General features: G+C 41.8%; 24 protein-coding genes. 7 read left to right on the top strand and 17 right to left on the bottom strand.

Going from position 1 to position 22,615, the window contains the following annotated elements; translation table 11 throughout:
• Positions 1-7: 7 nt before the first annotated feature.
• The 14 genes from fliD to flgB form a co-directional block, all read right to left on the bottom strand.
• Complete coding sequence (gene fliD, locus PAARA_RS17595; protein WP_062570302.1) at positions 8-1,300, bottom strand: flagellar filament capping protein FliD; 1,293 nt, start codon at positions 1,298-1,300, stop codon at positions 8-10.
• 100 nt (positions 1,301-1,400) lie between these two features.
• Complete coding sequence (locus tag PAARA_RS17590; RefSeq protein ID WP_062570301.1) at positions 1,401-2,240, bottom strand: flagellin N-terminal helical domain-containing protein; 840 nt, start codon at positions 2,238-2,240, stop codon at positions 1,401-1,403.
• Positions 2,241-2,428: 188 nt separating this feature from the next.
• Entirely contained in the window at positions 2,429-3,457 is a 1,029-nt protein-coding gene (locus PAARA_RS17585) for a hypothetical protein (RefSeq protein WP_062570300.1), read from the bottom strand.
• A gap of 24 nt (positions 3,458-3,481) precedes the next feature.
• Complete coding sequence (gene flgL, locus PAARA_RS17580; protein ID WP_062570299.1) at positions 3,482-4,381, bottom strand: flagellar hook-associated protein FlgL; 900 nt, start codon at positions 4,379-4,381, stop codon at positions 3,482-3,484.
• A gap of 9 nt (positions 4,382-4,390) precedes the next feature.
• On the bottom strand, positions 4,391-5,725 hold the full coding sequence (gene flgK, locus PAARA_RS17575; RefSeq protein ID WP_062570298.1) for a flagellar hook-associated protein FlgK: 1,335 nt from the start codon (positions 5,723-5,725) through the stop codon (positions 4,391-4,393).
• Positions 5,726-5,730: 5 nt separating this feature from the next.
• Positions 5,731-6,207: a rod-binding protein gene (locus PAARA_RS17570; RefSeq protein WP_062570297.1), complete on the bottom strand. Its 477-nt coding sequence runs from the start codon at positions 6,205-6,207 to the stop codon at positions 5,731-5,733.
• Between the two features lie 15 nt (positions 6,208-6,222).
• The gene (locus tag PAARA_RS17565; RefSeq protein WP_062570296.1) at positions 6,223-7,332 is read right to left on the bottom strand and encodes a flagellar basal body P-ring protein FlgI; all 1,110 of its coding nucleotides are present in this window, start codon (positions 7,330-7,332) and stop codon (positions 6,223-6,225) included.
• Positions 7,333-7,341: 9 nt separating this feature from the next.
• Positions 7,342-8,061: a flagellar basal body L-ring protein FlgH gene (locus PAARA_RS17560; protein WP_062570786.1), complete on the bottom strand. Its 720-nt coding sequence runs from the start codon at positions 8,059-8,061 to the stop codon at positions 7,342-7,344.
• 5 nt (positions 8,062-8,066) lie between these two features.
• Positions 8,067-8,852: a flagellar basal-body rod protein FlgG gene (gene flgG, locus PAARA_RS17555; protein WP_062570295.1), complete on the bottom strand. Its 786-nt coding sequence runs from the start codon at positions 8,850-8,852 to the stop codon at positions 8,067-8,069.
• A gap of 15 nt (positions 8,853-8,867) precedes the next feature.
• On the bottom strand, positions 8,868-9,608 hold the full coding sequence (locus PAARA_RS17550) for a flagellar basal body rod protein FlgF (protein WP_062570294.1): 741 nt from the start codon (positions 9,606-9,608) through the stop codon (positions 8,868-8,870).
• A gap of 11 nt (positions 9,609-9,619) precedes the next feature.
• A complete protein-coding gene (locus tag PAARA_RS17545) occupies positions 9,620-10,981 on the bottom strand; it encodes a flagellar hook protein FlgE (RefSeq protein WP_062570293.1) in 1,362 nt (453 codons plus the stop codon).
• Positions 10,982-10,998: 17 nt separating this feature from the next.
• Positions 10,999-11,655, bottom strand: coding sequence for a flagellar hook assembly protein FlgD (locus PAARA_RS17540; protein ID WP_062570292.1), 657 nt, complete (start codon positions 11,653-11,655; stop codon positions 10,999-11,001).
• A gap of 4 nt (positions 11,656-11,659) precedes the next feature.
• The gene (gene flgC / locus PAARA_RS17535) at positions 11,660-12,076 is read right to left on the bottom strand and encodes a flagellar basal body rod protein FlgC (protein WP_062570291.1); all 417 of its coding nucleotides are present in this window, start codon (positions 12,074-12,076) and stop codon (positions 11,660-11,662) included.
• Positions 12,077-12,078: 2 nt separating this feature from the next.
• Positions 12,079-12,450: a flagellar basal body rod protein FlgB gene (flgB, locus tag PAARA_RS17530; protein ID WP_062570290.1), complete on the bottom strand. Its 372-nt coding sequence runs from the start codon at positions 12,448-12,450 to the stop codon at positions 12,079-12,081.
• 203 nt (positions 12,451-12,653) lie between these two features.
• On the opposite strand from flgB, the gene flgA reads away from it, so the two are divergent.
• From flgA to PAARA_RS17505, 5 genes are all read left to right on the top strand, one after another.
• Complete coding sequence (flgA, locus tag PAARA_RS17525; protein WP_062570289.1) at positions 12,654-13,316, top strand: flagellar basal body P-ring formation chaperone FlgA; 663 nt, start codon at positions 12,654-12,656, stop codon at positions 13,314-13,316.
• Between the two features lie 76 nt (positions 13,317-13,392).
• Positions 13,393-13,695: a flagellar biosynthesis anti-sigma factor FlgM gene (flgM, locus tag PAARA_RS17520; protein ID WP_062570288.1), complete on the top strand. Its 303-nt coding sequence runs from the start codon at positions 13,393-13,395 to the stop codon at positions 13,693-13,695.
• Positions 13,692-14,120, top strand: a complete 429-nt coding sequence (gene flgN / locus PAARA_RS17515; RefSeq protein ID WP_245219993.1) for a flagellar export chaperone FlgN — start codon at positions 13,692-13,694, stop codon at positions 14,118-14,120. The genes flgM and flgN overlap by 4 nt, the downstream gene beginning before the upstream one ends.
• Positions 14,121-14,429: 309 nt before the next feature.
• Positions 14,430-14,699 carry a hypothetical protein gene (locus tag PAARA_RS17510; RefSeq protein WP_062570287.1) on the top strand — a complete coding sequence of 90 codons (270 nt, stop codon included), beginning with the start codon at positions 14,430-14,432 and terminating at the stop codon, positions 14,697-14,699.
• A 124-nt stretch (positions 14,700-14,823) separates the two neighbouring features.
• Positions 14,824-15,174: a 5-carboxymethyl-2-hydroxymuconate Delta-isomerase gene (locus PAARA_RS17505; protein ID WP_245219991.1), complete on the top strand. Its 351-nt coding sequence runs from the start codon at positions 14,824-14,826 to the stop codon at positions 15,172-15,174.
• Between the two features lie 112 nt (positions 15,175-15,286).
• Here PAARA_RS17505 and metH read toward each other — a convergent pair whose 3' ends face one another.
• The 3 genes from metH to PAARA_RS17490 are packed head-to-tail and all read right to left on the bottom strand — an operon-like array spanning position 15,287 to position 19,931.
• On the bottom strand, positions 15,287-17,917 hold the full coding sequence (gene metH / locus PAARA_RS17500) for a methionine synthase (RefSeq protein ID WP_062570286.1): 2,631 nt from the start codon (positions 17,915-17,917) through the stop codon (positions 15,287-15,289).
• Positions 17,918-17,926: 9 nt separating this feature from the next.
• Positions 17,927-18,994, bottom strand: a complete 1,068-nt coding sequence (locus PAARA_RS17495) for a homocysteine S-methyltransferase family protein (protein WP_062570285.1) — start codon at positions 18,992-18,994, stop codon at positions 17,927-17,929.
• Complete coding sequence (locus PAARA_RS17490; protein ID WP_062570284.1) at positions 18,984-19,931, bottom strand: homoserine O-succinyltransferase; 948 nt, start codon at positions 19,929-19,931, stop codon at positions 18,984-18,986. Before PAARA_RS17490 ends, PAARA_RS17495 begins: the two co-directional genes overlap by 11 nt.
• A gap of 383 nt (positions 19,932-20,314) precedes the next feature.
• Between PAARA_RS17490 and ettA the strand changes: the two genes are divergently transcribed.
• Positions 20,315-21,988 (top strand): energy-dependent translational throttle protein EttA, encoded by a 1,674-nt coding sequence (gene ettA / locus PAARA_RS17485; RefSeq protein ID WP_062570283.1) that lies wholly within the window; start codon positions 20,315-20,317, stop codon positions 21,986-21,988.
• 116 nt (positions 21,989-22,104) lie between these two features.
• On the top strand, positions 22,105-22,596 hold the full coding sequence (locus PAARA_RS17480; protein WP_062570282.1) for a TlpA disulfide reductase family protein: 492 nt from the start codon (positions 22,105-22,107) through the stop codon (positions 22,594-22,596).
• The last annotated feature ends 19 nt before the right edge of the window (positions 22,597-22,615 follow it).

Here is a 22,615-nt window from a genome sequence, read left to right as displayed (position 1 = left end):
AATCCCCTTAAAATTGTCCCATTGATGACTCTAATTTAGAAATCGTTATTTGCATTTGCGTAAATTGTGATAAGTAGCGGTTGTAAACCTGCTCCATAGAATATTCATGGCGCTGTTGTTTATCTGTCACTAGGTTTAAACTCGCTTGCAGAGTATTTTTCTTATCATTAATTAAGCCATAGCTTTTTGTGTATGGCTCAACACGCTGCTCGAGTTTCGCCATCAAACCATCAGCACCTGTTAACATGTGTGTTAGTTGCTCAGGTTGAGTGGCAATTGCATCTTCTAACTTACCTTTATCAATAGATAGCTTGCCATAACGGTCAAATTCAATACCAATGGAAAATAAGGTTTTCCCTGCAAATTCACCTTGAAAGTCATTGCGTAATGAACGCCCTATTCCCGATGCCATAACATCTCTTTTTAATGCATCGTTATCGTTTATTGAGCTTAATAATGTATTGAATTTATCAACAAATTGCTGAATATTCTCAACGCTTTTCTCATTATCTTGTGCAACAGACACTTTAATGGGTGTCTCTCCAGCCTGCTGGGCTTGAGTAAGGTTAATACTCACACCATCAATAACATTATCTAGTTGGTTACTGGTTGAGGTCACCGTAATATTTGAATTTGCACCTAGCTTTACAATAGCATCTTGCGCACTGGTTAGTTCTTGCTGTGATGCAATGGCATTACTAATATTTGCACCATTTGCGTCTGCACCGGGTGTAAATGTTGTTGATACAGTATTTGCAACACCAGACTCTTCACTGGTCAGCACTAAAAATGTTTCACTCCCTGAGCGCATCAACGTCGCTTTTACGCCACTATTGTCAGCATGATTGTTGATTGCACTGGCCAAGTCAGTAAGCGTTGCCCCCGCAGGCAAACCCGCTAAGTCAACAGAGAAGCTGTCCGTGCCAAGGCTAACAGCCAATTCGCCATCGGTCGATAAGGGTTGGCTTGGATCAAAACTTAATGCTATCTGGTGTGCTTGTGCTAACTGCTCAACAAAAATATCGTAGTCACCGCTGACTGCATCAGCTGAGGCTGTCACATTCATATTTGTTTCGCTACTAACAGACGCTGTATTAGTAAGCAAACCTGTATCAGGGTCTTGGTAATCTTCTAATGCATCAAAAAAATCTGATAAATCATTCTTAAGCTGAGTAAATGCTTTAATTTGATTATTATATTTTGCATATTGCGTAGATAAAATCTGATCTTTTGCTTGTCGCTCAATTTGCGTGTATTGACTCGCTAAATTAGCGGGATCAATGCTTAGCGCTGATGTCATATTGGCTCTCCAATTAACGATAACGAAAGCACTTTACAAAAAAGCGCTTTCGTTATTGCAAAGCACCGCTTAATTGGCGGTGCTTATTATAATGATTAGATTAACGTAATAGTGAACCAATCATTTGTGTTGTGCTGTTTGCTGTACTTAGTACTGAAATACCAGAATTCATAAGTAGCTGTTGCTTAGTCATGTTTGACGTTTCTTGTGCAAAATCAGCATCCATTAATTGACCCGCAGAAGCTTGCGTGTTCTCTTTCATGTTTGTAACGTTGTTCATTGTGTGCTCAAGGCGGTTCATTGTTGCACCTAAACCAGAACGCGCTGTACCAATCTCATCAATGATAGTGTCAACAAATGCGATTTGAGCTTGAGCTGTTGCAACATCAGTAAACGCTGCTGCGTTACCAATTGCAGTAGTTACGTTGCCAAGCTCAGTTGAGATATCCACACCGAGTGTTTCTGCTGCACTTGCACCTACTTGGAAATCAACTTGACCAGCACCAAATTTACCCGCTGCATCAAGTAGTGTTGTACCGTCACCAAACGACGTGTTATCCATGATGTTAGTTAGCTCTGCTGCAAGAGCTGTGTACTCTGCACTTTGTGCTGTCCACTCACCTGCACCATTTGTGTCACTTGCACCTTGCGTTGCAAGTTCTTTCATGCGGTATGCAATATTGGTCATTTCTTCAAACGCGCCTTCAGCTGTTTGCATCATAGACATTGCATTGTTACCGTTATAAAGACCAGCTTCTTGACCACGAACCTGAGCATTAAGACGTGTTGCGATTTGCAGACCCGCAGCATCATCTTTTGCTGAGTTAATTTTAAAACCAGAACCTAAACGCTCAAGTGCAACAGAAAGATCGTTGTTGCTGCGGTTAAGTTGGTTTTGAATAGAAAGTGACGCCATGTTTGATTGAATTGATAAAGCCATTTTTAAATTCTCCTGTGAATTCTATTTATTTAACTTTCATTTATTAAGAGCGACCACCTATTGTAAAAACTAAAATTTTTTTTCTATTTTTTTCATTTATTTTTAAATCTGTTCAAAACTGCCTGTTATTAAAAACGCAACAGCGTGCTTCAAGGCACGCTGTACGAATTTAAAAACTAATTTATCTTTTAAGCTAAAGCGTATTTCACCATGCTACGGGTCATGTTTGCTTGTGCTGTTATCACAGCAATGTTATCAACATTTGGCGTAAGCATTTTTGATTTTAATGATTGGCTAAGTTGCGTCATTTGCTCACCAGAGACATCTGCACTTTTTTCTATTTGCTGTAATTGGGCTGTAAGCTCACGGTGCTGGGCTTGGATTTGTAATAAATTAGCCTTTAGCTGACGCTGAGCACGATTTATAAAATCTAAATGTGCGCTAACATCTTGCTGTTTTTTTACCGACTCTTCTAGTTGATCAAGCGGACTGGCGAGCTCTGAAAGTTGAAGTGAAATAGGGTTACCCGCTGCCACCCGTACTCCCTGGCCGGTAATGACCCAATTTTCTTTAAGTGCATCACTGTGCTCAGGGGATGTAGTGAACAGTAGACGGTTATCGCGGTTAACCTCAACATTTATTTGCTGCTTGGCGAATGCTTCAGCAATCGTATTTAAGTTTTCAGCTTCACTTTGATTAGCCGGTAGCTGTAAATGTACAGCTTTACCGCTTCGTCCTAGCAGCAAATGAATACTTTCATCGTGCGGACGTTGTGATATCAAATCGACTTTACTATTTAACTGACGCACAACTTGAGCATTTGGCTGCTGCACTTTAAGTTGCGAATTTAGACCTGAACTTTGTGCGCTTGCTTGTTGCTGCAGTTGAGTAATTTGCTGCGTCATACTGTGGCTTTGTAAAGCAGAAACCGGTGCACTACTAGGCATTGATTTTAACTGTTGCGCGAGTTTTTCAAGACCTGAATATAACTGTTTTATGGTCATTTCACGATGTTCAACTTGCGCCATAGCTTGGCTCAACTGGCCCTTTTTAGCCCATCGAGATAATACGGCAACTTGGCCTTGTTCAGGAGCTGTATGTTTAGCTGATTGCTTTACATCACTCGCCGACACCGGGCTCTGCTGCTCAACAACAGATGCTTTGCTCGACTTAACTGATTCAATCTGCGTTGGCTTCTCGCTACCTTGAACAAGCATGATTAATTATTCCTTAAACAATAACTACTTAATATATGAAAACAATGATAGCTGTGTAACATTTGCATACACTTGCATCGAAGACTCATAAGCGGCCATTGATTCGTTCATGCGAATATAGGCTTCAGGGTAGTCAACTGCACTAATATCATCACGCAGGTTAGTCGTAAACGTATTGATGTCTTGGTTGCTGGTTGCCAACGAATCCATTGATGCCATCGTGCCACCGATCACTGTTATTTCGCCGGTAATATGCCCTAAATAATCAGATAAATTATTAATCATGGTGCGCGATTCATTACCAACACCCGCAGCAGGTGGGTTGTCAATTAAATCCAAATAATCTTTCATAGCGTTTAAAAAATCAGCATTAGGGTCTAAATCACTACCGATAATATTTGTTAATACGTTAGAGTCTGGTGACACTGCCACTTCGCGAATACGTTCATCACCGTTATAAATGTAATCTCCCGCTGCATCTTGAATAAAAGGCTTATTATTAGTTTCGCTACCAGAAAATAAATAACGCCCTTCGCCATCCTGAGCATTCATTAAATCGAGCATTCCTTGAAAAATCACCCGCATTTCTTGTCCAAGTGCTTTTAATTGCTCAGTGCCCATTGAACCATCTGCTGCAGTCGTAATGAGCTCTTGTAATGAGTAGCTCTGATTTACAATGCCTGTTAGCTGTACTTCTTGCTGACCTAAAGCGTAATTGACTGCATCCATGTTGCTTTGATATTGCGATAAAGACTCGATTTCACTCTCAAGCTTTAGCAGCATTACAGCACCTAAAGGGTCATCCGATGGTTTCGAAATACGATCATTGGTCGACAATTGAACCGATGCTTTATTAAATTCTGCAGTGTTATGTTGGATATTTTTAATTGAATTAAGATGAAATTGGTGACTACTAATACGCATGACTCACTCCTAAAACATGGTTAGTAAAGTATTGAATACTTGATCAGCCGTAGTAATCACTTTGGCATTAGCGCTGTACATTTGTTGAAAATGCAGCAAATTAGCAGCTTCTTCATCTAAATTAACGCCGCTTCGGCTATCTCGAGCAAGTACCGCATTGCTATTTAACACTTCAGAGGTTGTCGCACTGTTTTGATTTTGTTTACTTGCAATTCCCAAATCCCCAACCAATACAGAGAAATCATCATCATTACTTTGAATTGCCGCAATAATATTGGCGACATTGGCATTATCGCCACGCCCGCCTGCTGCAACCCAATTTCCTCCTGCGTCAAACTCCCCCCCTATTAACGCTATTTTTTCTGGGGCAATTGCAGGATTAATTTCAATTGACGATAGAGGATTTGCAACGTTGTAAGTAAATAAAGGAATACCAGCATCACCATTTAAGTCAAATCCTTCAGATAAAGCAGTATTCACATCATCGGCAAAGTCCTTGACCAAATCACTTAGCTTTTCAAGTGTTGGTTGAATAACCTGTGAGTCAGCACTAATTAAGCCACCAAACTTACCACCGACTTGGTCATTAAGTGTAAATGATTGCCCCTTTAATGACGTGCTAACCTCAGTTCCCGCAACTGACACTGTTGCAGCAGAAGTCCCAATAACTAAAGGCGCGCCACTTAGGGTACTAATATCAAGGCTGCCATCATCACGTTCAGTGATGGCAATGCCTATCTGCGATGATAGTTCTGTTATTAATTGTTCGCGCTTGTCTTTGAGTTCTGCGGTAGGCTGCTTGTTTGCTATAGCTTGCACTATACTCTGATTCACGTCCGCGATCTGTTGAGCTGTTGAACTTGTGTTACTTGCTAGGTTCGTCATCTCTAGGCTCAACTTATCTATTTGTGCCGAAAGCGCACCATTCATTTGTGCTAAATCTTGTATCAATCCTTCCGATGAAGAAATAATTTGCTGTCTATATGCGTTTGAATCAGGGCTACTTGCCGCAGCATTAAAGGCATTTGTTATCTGTCCAACAGCATCATTAAAATTTAACGAGTCTGTACCAACAATTTCTTCTACATAACCTAAATATGTTTGCTTGCTTTGATAATAAGACAAGTCAGACTGCGTGCGCCAAATATCATCATTTAAAAATGCATCGACAATACGATCGACTGAATTAACATAAACACCGCCTAACGGCGAGTTGCTCGTAGCAAAACTTGCAGCTTGACGTGAGTAGCCATCAACCGCTGCATTTGCAACATTTTGACCTGCAACCGTCATAGCGACATTAGCCGCATTTAAGCCACTCATGGCGTTACTTATCATTGACATAGCAATTACCTAATCGGAATAATATTAAGTGATTGAGCGAATGCAGGGCCACTTAAACGCTCAACAGGCGCAGGCGCTGCCTCAATTTCATTCACCTCTTTACTATGTTCAGCGACAACCTGTGCCATTTCCTTAAATTTATTTTCAACCGGTGTAAACTTTTCGCTAAATTGACGGACAATAGCCTCAGCTAAACCTAACTGGTTATTTGCAGCTAGCTCCTGAGCTGTTTGGGCATCATACATATCACGAAATTGCTGTTGCTCTTTACTTGCAAAAAAGCCATTTTGTGATGACACGGCCTCGGTTGCTGCATGCATGTTTTTCAATACTAACTGTAAGAAAATAGCTTCAAATTGCTCCGCGGCCTTTTGAATTCCTTCCTCTTGCGTATTATTAGCTATAAGCTGCTGAACTTGACCAGGATCGATAGCAAGCGATTGTAAGGTATTAAAATCCGGCTTGGTTAACTCAATAGTCACTATATTGACCCCTTATTAAATCACGAGTAGTTCAGCTTCTAAGGCGCCAGCCTTATCGAGCGCAATTAGAATTGACATTAACTCACTCGGTGTAGCACCAAGCGCATTAATTGCTTTTACAATTTCATCCAGCGAAGTCCCTGCCGGCATCAGTAACATGCCATTGTGTTGCTCCTGCACATCGATATTACTCGATTGCAATGGCATCGTTCTGCCATTCGAAAATGCGTTAGGCTGTGAAGCCCCTTCCATTTCAGTAATCGTAATGGTCAAGTTGCCATGACTTACCGCAGCTTGATTCACTTTTACCAACTCGTTCATCACGACCGTACCAGTACGACTATTAAAAATAACACGAGGCTGTTTAGAGCCCTGTTCAACACGAATATCTTGAAGCATTGACATAAAAGTGTTGCGGCTATCAGGGTCGATTGGCGCACTGACTTTTAAACGCCCCCAGTTTTCAGCACTTGCAACCGATGGCCCAAAAACTTTATTGATCGCTTTAACAATGTTTCGAGCGGTTTGGTAATTGGGTTCTTTTAAATTCAAAATGACATCAGGTTGCAACTTGAACATATCAGCCGTATTACGTTCAATAATCGCACCGTCAGGAATAATCCCCGACGTGGGTACGTTTACTGTGACAGATGAACCATTACGGCCACTGGCATTAGTACCACCTACAACAAGATTACCTTGTGCCAGCGCATACACTTTGCCATCAATGCCCTTTAAAGGAGTAAGCATTAAACTTCCCCCATGAAGGCTTTTGGCATCACCTAAAGAGTTGACCGTTACATCAATTGCTTGGCCAGGGTTGGCCATAGGAGGAAGTGTTGCATGCACAGCAACCGCAGCAATATTCTTTGATTTCGGCAGACGGCTTTCATCCATTGTGACGCCGAACTGTTTAAGCATATTATTCAAAGATTGCGCAGAAAACTTTACTTGTGCCTTATCGCCTGAACCAGCTAGACCAACCACTAAGCCGTAACCTACAAGCTGATTGTCTCTTACTCCTAAGACATCAACCAGCTCAAGAAGCTGGCGTGAAGACGGCTCTGCTTGCACTGGCGTAAAGCAACTACTAAGAACAAGCAATAGTAAAAGTATCTGTTTCATATCTACGCTCTAAAATGGATTTAAATAACGGCTAAATAAAGAAGTAAACCAACCTGGGCTTGATGCATCGGCTAGTGTGCCGCTACCTGTATAGCTAATTTGTGCTTCGGCAACTCTTAATGATGAAATGCGGTTAGCTACGTCAATATCATCTGGGCGAACGAGACCTTCCATTTCAATGTATTCATCACCTTGATTTAGCTGAATTTGTTTGCGCCCTTTAATCACTAATGTGCCATTTGACAGCACATGAATAACGCGGACTGTGATTGCACCGCTTAAAAAGTTTTGCTGACTTGCGCTACTACCACCATCAAATTCAGTGCTTGAACCAATTCCTAAATTAAAATCAGCGACATTCAAGTTACCCGCAAAAGGCACCGACACATCAACATCAGTATTTTTTTCTAAGTTACTATCAGCACTTTTGCTCGACTGTGTACGCTCATTTAAAACAACCGTTAAAATGTCACCCACTCGATAAGCACGTTTATCGGAATACAGAGAAAACATATAGCTGTCACTGTAAAGGCTACCGTTTTCATAATTTAAGCCTACTTGATACGCATCTTTAGCGACTTCATAGTCTTCGCGTGCTCTAGATTGTTTTTGAATCGGGCACTTGGGTTCACCATGAACAACTTTACATTGCACATATTGTTCATGATCGGTAGTGCTGCATCCTGCTAGCAGCATAACCAATAAAACAGTAGCACTTAACTTAATCATAGCAATCACACATTCTGATTAATGAAACGCAACATTTCGTCAGCTGCAGATACGACCTTAGCGTTCATTTCGTACGCGCGCTGTACCGCAATCATACTTACCATTTCATCAACAACACTGACATTCGAACCTTCAATGGTAAATTGCTGTAATTCACCAAATGCTTCTTCACCTGGCACACCTTCAATAGCTTCACCTGAGGCTGCTGTTTCACGGTAAAGGTTACCACCTAAGCTCTCTAAACCAGCAGGGTTCGCAAAATTAACCGTTAGTAACTGACCCAACTCAATTGGCTCAACGCCATTATCAACAACCGCACTCACTGTACCATCGCGACCGATGGTGACTTTAGTTGTCCCCTCTGGTAGAGCGATATTTTGCGCAAGCGGTAAGCCGTTACCATTCACCAATAAAGACTCTGAATTTAATTGGAATTGACCATTACGTGTGTATAGTAACTCACCATCTGGGCTTTCAATTTGAAAAAAGCCTTGCCCTGCAATCGCAACATCTAATTGATTGCTACTTGTCTCAAAGCTTCCTTCAGTAAATTGCTTTTGCGTACCATTAATACGCACCCCTGTTCCCACCTGAATACCCGACGGTAACTGATTCAAGTCATCTGCTTGTGCGCCTGGTTGCTTCTGTACTTGGTAGAATAGATCTTCAAATACGGCACGGTCTTTTTTGAAACCGGCCGTGCTCACATTCGCTAAGTTGTTTGAAATTGTGGTCATACGCAAATCTTGCGCTGCTAACCCTGTTTTACTTACCCATAATGCTGAATTCATTATTCACTCCACATCCTAACCGCGACCGCTAACCAGCTTATTGCCACTGTTTGCCAGTTCATCAGCTGCTTTCATCATGTTGATATTCATTTCAAATTGGCGGCTGATATTCATTGTTTTAATCATTTCTTGAACCGCATTCACATTCGACCCTTCCAGTACACCTGTACGCAAACGAATAGCTTCGTCCATGTCTAGCGGCTCAAGGTTCTCAGCACGAAATAAACCATCACGCCCTTTAACCATCACCGCACCTTCATCACCGGTACTAGCAAGTTTAATTTGTGCTTCTTCAGCGATAACACCACCACCGAGCGGAACCACATTAATGATACCGTCAGGGGCAATTTCTAACTCTGCAAAATCCCCTAGCTGAATATCACCGATATTGCTTTGCACACGGCGATTATTTACGGTTAAGAAACCATCCGCATCAATTTCAAGGTTACCAGAGCGCGTATAAGCAGGTTCGCCATTGTCATCAATCACTTCTAAAAAACCACCATCGCTAAGAGCAACATCCAGTTTTCTGCCAGTGTCCATCATAGGACCCGCTGATAAATCGGTAGTGACAGGCAACATTTGTGCGTGATAACGAGTGCGAAACCCACTGCCTGTAACTTGCATTGATTGCGCTTGCTCTAAATCAGCCTTAAAACCTGCAGTGCTTACATTGGCTAAGTTATTGGCTGTTACTTTTAAGGCTGTATTGTTTAGTTCAGCCCCTGAGACAGCGGTATAAATTAACTTTTCCATAAGATGAAACCTTAAGTATTACTAAATAAAATTTGCATCATTTCATCAGCACTGCTGATGGTTTTCGCATTTGCTTGGTAGTTCTGTTGGAACGACATTAAGCCGACTAACTGCTCACTGATATCAACATTAGAGCCGACATACGCACCTGCGATTAATCCGCCAACTGTGCCGCTGTCTGGCTCACTGTATGAGGCACCACCAGAGTCACGGGTTTCATACCAAACCGTATTATCACCCGCTTCTAAACCATTTGTGTTTGCAAACGAAGCAAGTACAACCTGCCCTTGAAGCTTAGATTCTCCGTTAGTGAATGTGGCGAAAATTTTGCCATCTTCTTCGACTGATAAACCTGAGAAAGTGCCTGCTGAATAGCCACTAGCATCATTTTCAAGAATATTAAAATTAGTACCAAACTGCGTTGTTTTTGCCATATCCAGCGTTAAAGACATTGGCGCAGCACCGCCCCCAACAGGGAAAGACATGGTAATTTCACGTTGATTGTAAGGGTCAAGTACGTTGTCATCTTCTTGTGCTGGCGGCGCAGGAGGCGTAAAGCCAGGATCAAGCGGTTGCATTTGACCGTCGGCATCAAAGGTAATATTAACAACACCTGCTGTGACAACATTGCCATCAACAACAACATCCTGAGTATCAGTCACAGCCCCTGCGGGGGTACCAAGTGCACTTGCTGGTAGTGGTGAACCATCCATAAAGTACATTACTTGCCATTGGTTATCAGCTGTGTGATTGAAGTATTGAGTCAATACATGGCTGTTACCTTGCGAATCGAATACTTCTGTTAGCTGCGAAAAGTTATACTGTGTGCCATCGGTAGGATCAAAGTTATTCGGTGCTACAGGATAAGAAATAATGTCGCTGGCAGAGCTTAAGTTGCCATGAAAATCGATTGCATCAGTTGCGACAGCTGGGATGTTCGCGCCTTGTACTTTAAGATCCGTTAACACACCTGGGATGATCTCAGCTTCGCCAGCCGCATCAGCATCACTCACGCCATAACCTTGCAGCTTTGCCCCATTTGCATTAACAATATTAAGCTCATTATCTAGGGTAAATTGCCCTGCTTGCGTATAAGCAATACGGTTACCTTCAGAGATAGCAAAGAAACCTTGACCATCAATTGCAATATCAAGTGCGTTACCTGTTCTAACAATATCACCACCGGTTACAAAGTCTTCTTTGATATCTGAAACACGTACACCACCACGACTACCACCATTGTAAACCGCGGCAAATTCTGTATTACCTGTTTTATAACCAGAAGTTGATGAGTTAGCGATATTATTACTTGTTACTTCTAACCCTGTTTGAGTGCTTTTAAGGCCGCTTAAACCTATATTAAACATAGACATAATTATTCCTCTTCAGTCTAAGCAACTTGATTAATATCGGTTAAGGCAAAATTACCTAAGCCATCAACTTGCAATAAAATATCGTCGCTGCTGCTACCCACAGAAACGCGTTCTACTTCACCATTTAGCCAAGGTGTTAGGCGTTGTGAAACACCATTGGTAGTCGAAAAAGCATTAATCGAATAGCCACCCGCATCTTGTTCATCAAATTCGAAATTCAAAGAACCCACACCACTGTATGCCAACTGTTTTTCTTCAACTAACTGGCCATTACTGTCATAAAGTTGCACAGTGACTGAATCAGCAGGTGTTGATAAGTTAACAAGACCCGACACTTTGCCCTCTTTTTCTAAAGCCACCACATCCGCTGGCACTGTCACTGTTTCACCAACTAAGTTGGTCGCTTCAAGGACTAACATGCTGCTACTGTTATCTAAACTCGCACTGGTGTTATTTTTTATACTTTGTAATGATTCAACATTTGAGAATTCAGCTAGTTGGCTAACATATTCGGTTCCGTCCATAGGTTGTAACGGGTTCTGATTACTGATCTGTGCCACTAGCAACTCTAAAAACATGGTCGACATTTCTTCTGCCGAGTTAACATTCCCTGAAATACTTGAGCTTACATTGGCAGCATTATTATTGCTATGTGTGGTATTTGCGATATCCATGGTGCTACTGTCCTAATTTAAGAATGCTTTGCTGCATGCTGTTAACACGCGACATAACATCAACGGATGTTTGATAACTACGACTTGCTGACATCATGTCTGCCATTTCTTCAAGTACATTGACGTTTGAATAGAAGACATAGCCATCATCATTGGCAAGTGGGTTGTTAGGCTCATAACGTTGCTCAACAGTACGATTAGACTCTGTCACACCCATGGTATTAACAGCAGCCGCAACATTTTGCTGATCAAAAGAGTCTTTATACATGGCAGAAAAAACCGGTTTAAGCGCCTTATATGCGCCCTCTTCGGTAGACGCCGCTGTGTCAGCATTAGCAAGGTTAGAAGCAATGGTATCTAAGCGCATCACTTGAGCACGCATTGCACTGCCGCTAATGTCATAAATAGAATTAAAAGACATTATTAATTTCCTTTGATTACTTTATGCAGGCCACTGATTTTCATGTTTAGAAAGGTCATACTGGTCTGAAAATCCATGCTGTTGTTAGAGAATTTTGCCTGCTCGACATTGAGCTCTACGGTATTACCATCACTGGATGCTTGATACGGCACACGATACATCAGCTCATTGGCAGTGATTCCCGCAAAGCCTACATCATTGTTATGCTCCATACTCGCTGCGACATCGCCCAAAATTTGCTGGTAATCCACATCTCTGGCTTTAAAATTTGGGGTATCAACATTTGCTAGGTTACTTGCGATCACCTCAGCTCTGTCTATTCTCAACTGCATAGCAAATGGGTGTACGCCTAACGCTTTATCAAATAATGCCATTGTTGCCTCAACTGACTACGTCTTGTATGCTCGTTTGCACATTTTGAATTCGGTATAAGGCTATTAACAACCTTTGTGCCAAATTTTATAAGACATATTTTTCAATGAGTTACTGTAATAAATTCAATCTAAGGCACGCCAAAGCGGAAGCAATACTTCCGATACGGAATGGTGCTTTTTTCCTCTTTTTTGGAATTATTTCCTTGTTATTTTCAGCCAATGTCTTAGCAAGCAACTTTAAAAAAGAGATTAAACGGTATATAAATAACGAAATAACTCATTACTTGGGCAGCATAAACAAGCAAAGTCAGCAAAAAAAAATTGCGTTATACATACCAGCTGCAGCAAAAGAGCTTAGCTGTGATCAGTTATCAATAAACAGAGTAAAACCCAATTCCATTCCCGCAGGCAGAATTCGTCTGACCGTCAGCTGTGCAGATCCTATTTGGCAATTTAGAGCCACCGCAAAAGTGGATCTGTGGCTCAATTTAGTCGTTGCTAAACGCGACTTACAACGCGGCGAAGTGTTAAGTAATGAGTTACTAAACTATGATTCGATTAATATTGCAAAACACGTTTACGGTATGGAAACGAGCACAAATGAATTGATTGGAATGACAGTTAAAAGAAACATCAAGCAAGGCGATTTAATCACTCGCAGACAGCTCGAAAATAACTACCTAGTCAATAAAGAGCAGCATATAAAACTTCTCATCAGCACAAGCTCCTTTACTGCAAGCGTAAAAGCAATTGCACTTGAGGAAGGGATTAAAGGCCAAATGATCAAAGTAAAAAACCTCAGTTCTGGTAAAATTGTTGAAGGCCAAGTGATTGATAAAGGGGTTGTAAAAGCAACACTTTTATAAATTTAAAAATAAATTTAAGAAATCGATAAATTGGGTCGCTTTACAAAATTAGTAGAAAATTAATTGGGGATTGATAATGAACATAAACAACAAAGGTAGCAGTAGTCATGTTGAGCAAGCTGCAAAAGTGAACAACTTTATTGATGCGGGCAATCAAGATATCAGTAAAAAATCTCACACAGCGGCGAACAAGCAAGCAAGCGCAGAACAAATTAGTTCGCTTAGTAAAACAATCGATAATACCTTTGAAGACTTAGCGTCAAAGCCTGATGTTGACCTTGAAAAAGTAGCAAAAGTAAAAGCCGCTATTGCTAATGGTGAGCTGTCGCTTGACCAAGATACATTAATCAATGCCCTACTAGAGTTTCATAAAAAATGACCATAAACAGCATTAAGCAGTTTATTGAAAGCCTACAACACGATGTACGCAAGCTTGATTCACTCATTAGTGCACTTGAACAACAGTATGTGCTTCTAAGCGAACGAGATACAACATTACAACAGCACAACGCCAAGATGTCTGCTGTTTTACAGTCTTTAGATAAAAACCATCTAAGCCGTGAAAGCTATTTACAAAGTTTAGGGCTTGCACAAGGTAAAGAAGGCTTAATGATGTTAGTTGAAAAGTTGCCAAAAGAAATTAAACAAACAACACAAACATTAATGCAGCAGTTAGTCATTAAATCAAAGCATTGTCAGGCACTTAACGAACGTTCAGGTTTATTATTAGCCCGACAAAAACAGTTACTGCACAGACTAACAGGCACACAAAGCAAAACCGCTTACCCTGAATCACCTTTTTAATTTTTATGCCTCCCCTAGCATCACATCAGTTCATTGGTGTGGTGCTTTCTATTTTACGTATAGTTAAGTTGGGATAATCAAGCGATTAGAAGCAACGCACTAGAATATAACTATCAATTGTCTCCCTACGGGATTTGATAGTAAGAAAGGGTTGGCTTCTACTTGTTTTAGCAACAATACCACTCTTATTTATATTGTTATTTAGTATAAATTGAATTAAATCAGTGATTAATTTATCTTGCTAGTATTATTAAATACACAACTAAACGAGTAGCTTTAAGACTCACTATACTTATATGGAGATTTAAAATGTCATTCATTTCTAAATTAGGTAAAGGCCTCAAGGGAGCAATTAACGCAGTCAATTCTGATGAGTATCAAGTGAACGGTGTAAAAGTGACATGTATTCATTGCAGCCATAATCGGTTTGAGTTAGGTGACGCTCAATTAAACACAGCTGGCATGACTTTTCTAAATTTAGATTGGGCTAACAGCACAGCTTCCTTGTTATCATGTAAAAAGTGCAGTTTTATAATGTGGTTTGCTAAAGAGCCAGAAAAGTTAATTAAAAGCTCCTAAAGGTTTTCGTGGTAGAGTGAGATCTAATTACTTTTGGCCGTTATTACGATAAATATAAAAAATTTGCATATTATCGCTAAGCTGGAATTCAACAAACGTCAGTAATACAGATCATCATAAGGAGATGCATATACCACACTTTATAATAGATTGTTCAGCGATGGTTCTAAAAACCAACAACGAAGAATATCTTATCGAACAGATCCATCATCAAGCTAACTCTACAGGCTTATTCGATGAAAGTGATATAAAAGTGAGAGTGAATCCATTTAACGTTCATTCGGTCGGAAATAAGCGAGAGGATTTTATTCACGTATTTGCGCATATAATGCAAGGAAGAACAACAGAGCAAAAGGCAAACTTATCAAAGTTAATTGTTAGTAAGCTTGTTAATTTGTTTCCAGATGTTCCCAACATTGCAATGAACATCAGTGATTTTGAGAAAGCGACCTATTGTAATCGCGCTATGGTGTAGTGCAGTTTTTATATAGTAAGTGGCTTCTAGCACCACTCTCTCAAATTAAGACTTTATCATGCAAATCTAAGCACAATAAAAAAAGCCGAGTATTTACATACTCGGCTGTTTACTATTCTGGCTCGTAGCCTAAGTTCGGTGATAGCCAACGCTCAGCTTCGGCAAGAGTCATGTTGGTGCGCTTAGCGTAATCTTCAACCTGATCTTGTTGAATTTGTGCCACCGCATAGTACTTAGCTTCAGGATGAGAGAAATACCAACCTGATACCGCCGCCCCAGGCCACATTGCGTATGAACTGGTTAGTTTCATGCCAATACGCTGCTCGGTATCTAGTAACTGCCAGATTTTCTTCTTCTCTGTATGCTCAGGACAAGCAGGATAACCTGGCGCTGGACGAATACCTTGGTAGTTTTCACGAATAAGCTCATCGTTCGATAGATTTTCATCTACCGCATAGCCCCAATACTCTTTACGCACTTGCTCATGTAAGTACTCTGCAAATGCTTCAGCTAAACGGTCTGCTACGGCTTTAACCATAATCTTATTGTAGTCATCTTGCTTAGCATCAAAGGCATCGGCAAGGTCATCTTCTTCAAGACCACCGGTAACCGCAAACGCACCAAAGTAATCAGGGGTGCCTTTAGGCGCGATATAATCAGCTAAACAGTAGTTAGCAAAGTCGGTTTTTTCAGTTTGCTGGCGTAAATGACACGATGTAGTTAAAAGCGTTGTACGCGACTCATCGGTGTAAATCTCAATGTCATCCCCTACACGGTTTGCAGGGAATAAACCAATGACACCAAGTGGTTGTAACGCACCTGATTGCTCTAGCTCATCAAGCATTGCATTAGCATCAGCGAATAAGCTTTTAGCTTGTTCACCAACAATTTCATCTTCAAGAATACGTGGGTACTTACCAGCGATTGACCACGTCATGAAATAAGGTGTCCAGTCGATGTACTGTCTTAACGTCGCAATCGAAACATCTTTAAACTCAGTGACACCCAGCTTTTTCGGCACAGGTGGCGTGTAGTTGTCCCAATCAAGTTTGACTGCGTTGTCGCGAGCACGCTGTAAAGTAACGGGTTTTGAGCGAGGCTTTTTACGTGCTTGTTGTTCACGTACTTTTTCATACTCAGCCTTGGTTTTCTCTAAAAATGCCGGTTTTAACTCTTTCGACAATAAATTAGAAACCACACCCACTGCGCGGCTGGCGTTATTGACGTAAACCACACCTTTATCATACTGAGGCTCAATTTTAACCGCGGTATGCGCTTTAGAGGTTGTTGCACCGCCAATCAGTAGCGGTAATTCAAAACCACGACGGGTCATTTCTTTCGCCACATGCACCATTTCATCAAGCGATGGGGTAATCAGCCCTGATAAACCAATAATGTCGGCTTTTTCGTCAATGGCGGTTTGCAAGATTTTCTCTGCCGGCACCATAACACCAAGGTCGATAACCTCGTAGTTATTACACTGCAGTACAACGCCTACGATATTCTTACCAATGTCGTGTACGTCGCCCTTAACGGTTGCCATAACCACTTTACCGTTGGTTGCGCCCTCTTCTTTTTCGGCTTCAATGAAAGGGTCAAGATAGGCAACGGCGCGCTTCATTACACGAGCAGATTTAACAACCTGCGGTAAGAACATTTTACCCGCGCCGAATAAGTCGCCTACTACGTTCATGCCGTCCATAAGCGGGCCTTCGATCACTTCGATAGGCTTAGCTTTGCTCTTACGGCACTCTTCAGTATCTTCGTCAATATACTCGGTAATGCCTTTTACTAACGCATGTTCAAGGCGCTTTTCAACAGGCCAAGTACGCCACTCTAAATCTTCAACTTTTTCTGCTTGCGCCATACCTGAGTATTTTGGTGCAAGTTCAACAAGTCGCTCACCAGCACCTGGGTCGGTATTGAGGATTACATCTTCCACTGCTTTGCGCAGCTCTTCGGGGATATCGTCGTAAACCGCTAATTGGCCAGCATTTACAATGCCCATATCCATACCCGCTTTAATCGCGTGATATAAAAACACTGAGTGAATCGCTTCACGTACTGGGTTATTACCACGGAACGAGAACGACACATTCGATACACCGCCCGACACTTTACAGTGCGGTAAGCCTTGCTTAATTCGACGCGTACCTTCGATAAACTCAACCGCGTAGTTATCGTGCTCTTCAATGCCCGTTGCAACAGCAAAAATGTTCGGGTCAAAAATAATGTCTTCTGGCGGAAAGCCAATATCTTCAACAAGAATTTTGTAGCTACGCTGACAAATCTCGAACTTACGATCAGCGGTTTCAGCTTGCCCGGTTTCATCAAACGCCATAACCACCGCAGCAGCACCAAAGCGCTTAATTAGCTTAGCTTGGCGAATAAATGGCTCTTCACCTTCTTTAAGTGAAATTGAGTTAACAATGGCTTTGCCTTGAATACATTTTAAGCCCGCTTCAATCACCTCCCATTTAGATGAGTCGACCATGATAGGTACTTTTGAGATATCAGGCTCTGAGGCAATTAAGTTTAAAAACTTTACCATCGCCGCTTTTGAGTCCAACATGGCTTCATCCATGTTGATATCAATCACTTGCGCGCCATTTTCAACTTGTTCACGGGCAACATCGAGAGCGGTCTCGTAATCTTCTTCCATGATCAAGCGCTTAAACTTAGCCGAGCCTGTTACATTGGTACGCTCACCGACGTTAGTAAATACAGCAATTTGGTCAGTCATGTCGGTTTCCTAGTTTAAGTTACACGCTTCAAGGCCCGATAAGCGCATACGCACTTCAAGCTCAGGTAATTGGCGAGGTTTAACACCCTCAAGGCCTTTCGCAAACGCCTTAATATGAGCCGGTGTGGTGCCACAACAACCACCTACAATATTGATAAAGCCAGACTTGCCCCAATCGATAATTTCTTTGGCCATCTCAGGGGCTTCTAAATCATATTCACCAAACTCATTCGGTAAACCTGCATTGGGATGCACCGAGGTAAAGGTTTCACAAACACGGGATAACTCTTCAACATATTGACGCAGTAAGTCAGGGCCAAGGGCGCAGTTAAGGCCGATTGAGAGCGGTTTAATATGGCGAATTGAGTTATAAAATGCTTCGGTTGTTTGTCCTGATAAAGTACGACCAGAGGCATCGGTAATGGTGCCTGAGATCATCACAGGCAAACTACGGCCAGCTTGCTCGAATGCTTCCTCAACGGCAAACGAAGCCGCTTTTGCATTAAGCGTATCAAAGATGGTTTCTATTAAAATAAGGTCAGCACCACCTTCCATTAATGCCAGTGTTGACTCAACATACGCAGCCACCAGCTTATCAAAGTTGATATTACGATAACCAGGGTCATTTACATCTGGTGAAATAGAGCAGGTTTTTGATGTTGGCCCAAGCACACCGGCTACATAACGCGGCTTACTTGGGTCGTTTGCTTCAAACTCATCACACACACCGCGTGCAAGTTTCGCTGACTCGAGGTTGATTTCGCGGCTAAGACTCGCCATATCGTAATCTTCCATCGAAATAGTCGTGGCATTAAAGGTATTCGTTTCGATGATATCGGCACCGGCTTCTAAGTAAGCACGGTGAATATCAGCAATGATTTTTGGCTGAGTTAGACTTAATAAATCGTTATTGCCTTTAATAAGGACATGCCAGTCTTTAAAGCGCTCACCGCGATAATCCTGTTCTTCTAATTTATGTTCTTGGATCATGGTGCCCATCGCGCCATCGAGGATTAAAATTCGCTGTTTTAGCGCCTCGGTTAATTGTTCGCGTTTATTCACTGCATTACTCGGCATAGTTGTTAGTCCTTACGTCTTGGCTAACTAAGTTAATATCATACGGTGTAGTTTGGTACACATAATAGTTTAACCAATTCGAAAACAATAAAAAGGCATGACTTTGCCACGTTTTCGACGGTTCGTTGTCTGGGTTTTCGTCTGGGAAGTAGTTTTCTGGCTTAGGCGCATCCGCTGATTTTTCTTGGTCACGCAAATACTCCCCTTTTAAGGTATGCGCATCGTACTCTGGATGACCAGTAATATACACTTGGCTGCCCGATTTATTTTTAATTAAGTAGGCACCTACTCGCTCAGATCCAGCTAACACTACGAGCTCATCACAGGCAGTGATCTTATCGATATCAATATGACCATAACGAGAATGTGGCACTAAAAAGGTATCATCAAAGCCACGAGTGAGTGCTGCGTGGTCAAAATAACTTTTATGGGTAAATACCCCGCTCAGTTTATTTGGTTTAAGTTCACGCTTAAGGCCATAGTGATGATAAAGCCCCGCATGGGCCGCCCAACACGAAAACAACGTCGACGTAACATGCTGCTCAGCCCAATCTAAAATAACTTTTAGTTCATCCCAGTAAGCAACTTCGTCATACTCTAAATGAGCAAGCGGCGCGCCTGTTATGATCATGGCATCGTAGTTATTATCTTTCACTTCTGAAAAATAACGATAAAACGTATCCATGTGCTGTTCAGAGTTACTACTCGTGCGATGGGTATCTAAGCGCAACAGCTCAACATTAACTTGCAGCGGTGAGTTAGCGAGCAAACGAATAAACTGCACTTCGGTTTCAACTTTGTTTGGCATTAAGTTTAAGATGGCCAAACGCATTGGGCGTATTTCTTGCGTTTTCGCGCGACTTTTTGGCATTACAAACACGTTTTCTTGACGTAACTTTGCAATAGCAGGCAATTCATCTTTTACTGTAATGGGCATAGCTGGCTCCGAGCATACTTATCTGATTGCTAATTATGAACGGATAGTTAGAAATTTCAACCTCTAGATGTTTAGATGTCCAAATGAATTTTTTATTTGTGCTAAAGCAACCTCTTGGGAAGCCAGTTTTGTTGATGCGCAGGCCCTTAAATTGCCAAAAGCAGCGCCTCTGCGAATGACAGTCGTGTTTAATGACTTTTAAGCCTTTGTACAATGCATTTAAGGAGCTTACTCTGCATTTATGCCCCTTAAATGCGTGCGATATTTTTGCAAAGGAGTGCCATAATATTAAGCCCCTGATAAACGCTGAATTCTGTATTTTGAGGTGGTTTGGGTATACAATGGTGGCTGTTAATTTTTCTTATAAATTGAAGGCTCCTTTCATGGTGTTACCAGATAAGTTTATATTCTCGATGAGTCGAGTTTCTAAGGTTGTGCCACCTAAGCGCACTATCTTAAAAGATATTTCTTTACACTTTTTCCCAGGCGCAAAAATTGGTGTGCTAGGTCTTAACGGTGCAGGTAAATCAACGTTACTTCGCATTATGGCTGGTGTTGACCAAGACTTTGAAGGTGAAGCACGCCCTCAACCAGGCACTAAAATCGGTTACTTACCGCAAGAGCCAGTGCTTGACGAAAGCAAAACAGTTCGCGAAACAGTAGAAGAAGCTGTAAGCGAAGTTAAAAATGCACTAAACCGCCTTGATGAAGTATACAACGAGTATGCAATAGACGGTGCTGACTTCGATGCACTTGCTAAAGAGCAAGGCGAACTAGAAGCTATCATCCAAGCGCACGACGGTCACAATATCGACAACGTGTTAGAGCGTGCAGCTGATGCATTACGCCTACCACCTTGGGATGCAAAAATTGAACACCTTTCGGGTGGTGAGCGTCGCCGTGTTGCGATCTGTCGTTTACTACTTGAAAAACCAGATATGCTTATTCTTGACGAACCGACCAACCACTTAGACGCTGAGTCAGTTGCTTGGTTAGAGCGCTTCTTACACGACTACGAAGGTACCGTGGTTGCTGTAACCCACGACCGTTACTTCTTAGATAACGTAGCAGGTTGGATTTTAGAGCTTGACCGTGGTGAAGGTATTCCTTGGGAAGGTAACTACTCATCGTGGCTTGAGCAAAAAGATTTACGTTTACAACAAGAACAGAAATCTGAAAAAGCACGTCAAAAATCAATCGCACAAGAACTTGAATGGGTTCGTTCAAACCCGAAAGGCCGTCAAGCTAAGTCTAAAGCACGTATGGCACAGTTCTCTGAGCTTCAGCAAAACGATTACCAAAAGCGTAACGAAACGAATGAACTATTCATTCCACCGGGTCCACGCTTAGGTGACCAAGTTATCGAAGTGAAAGGCCTGAAGAAGAGCTTTGGCGATCGCGTATTAATCGATGACTTAAACTTTGCAATGCCTAAAGGCGCTATCGTAGGTATCATCGGTGCCAATGGTGCGGGTAAATCAACCCTATTCAAAATGCTAAGCGGTGAAGAAACGCCAGATAGCGGCGAGATCCTTGTGGGTGACACGGTTGAGCTTGCAACGGTTGATCAGTTCCGCGGCGACATGGACGAGAGCAACACGGTTTTCCAAGAAATCTCTAACGGCCAAGACGTATTAAAAATTGGTAACTTTGAATTCCCAAGCCGTGCCTATGTTGGCCGCTTTAACTTCAAAGGTAACGACCAACAAAAATTCGTGAAAGACTTATCAGGTGGTGAGCGCAACCGCTTACACCTAGCTAAGCTATTAAAAGCAGGTGGTAACGTATTACTACTGGATGAGCCAACCAATGACCTAGACGTTGAAACACTTCGTGCACTTGAGAACGCTATTTTAGAGTTCCCTGGCTGTGTGATGTGTATCTCGCATGACCGTTGGTTCCTTGACCGTATTGCTACACATATTCTTGATTACCGTGACGAAGGCCAAATTAACTTCTTCGATGGTAACTACACAGAATATGAAGAGTGGTTGAAGAAAACGCTAGGCGCAGAAGCGGCGCAACCTAAGCGTATTAAATACAAAAAAATAGGTTAATTGATACTTAAGCTATCATTATCAGAGCCCTGCACACGCAGGGCTTTTTATTTTGAAAGAAAAATGTTTGCATTTAGTTCTTATTAAAGTACCAACTTTAAAAAAGAACTAATCTCATGAAACACCTGCTAGCACTTATTCTACTCTTCTCATGCTTTATAAATAGCACCTTTGCATCTGAACTTGAAAACCCCATACAACTTCCTCCTCTCACGCTTGAAATGGCTGATGGGAGCCAGCTTAAAACGGCTGAATTACTTGGCACGCCTTATATTCTTCACTTTTGGGCAACGTGGTGCCCATACTGTAAAAAGCTTCAACCTGGACTTGAGAAAATTCATCAACAATATAAACGTCACGGCCTTCGCGTGATAGGTGTTAGCTTTCGTGAAGACGATGATGCAACACCTCAACAATCTTTAATAAACAGAGGGCATCATTTTAAAACAGCAATAAAGGCAGATCTGATTGCGCAACAACTTGGCGTAAAAGGAACACCCACAACGCTTTTTATCAATAAACAAGGCCAAGTTATTTGGCTAACCACCACATCAGACCCTGACGATAAAAAACTTCATGACAATGCCGCCAAACTCGTGAGTGATTGACTATACTCTAAGCTTAAGC

The organism is Pseudoalteromonas arabiensis (genome assembly GCF_001550155.1).
GTDB lineage: Bacteria > Pseudomonadota > Gammaproteobacteria > Enterobacterales > Alteromonadaceae > Pseudoalteromonas > Pseudoalteromonas arabiensis.
The sequence above is the reverse complement of the archived record's forward strand: the minus strand, read 5'-3'. Positions and strand labels throughout refer to the sequence as shown.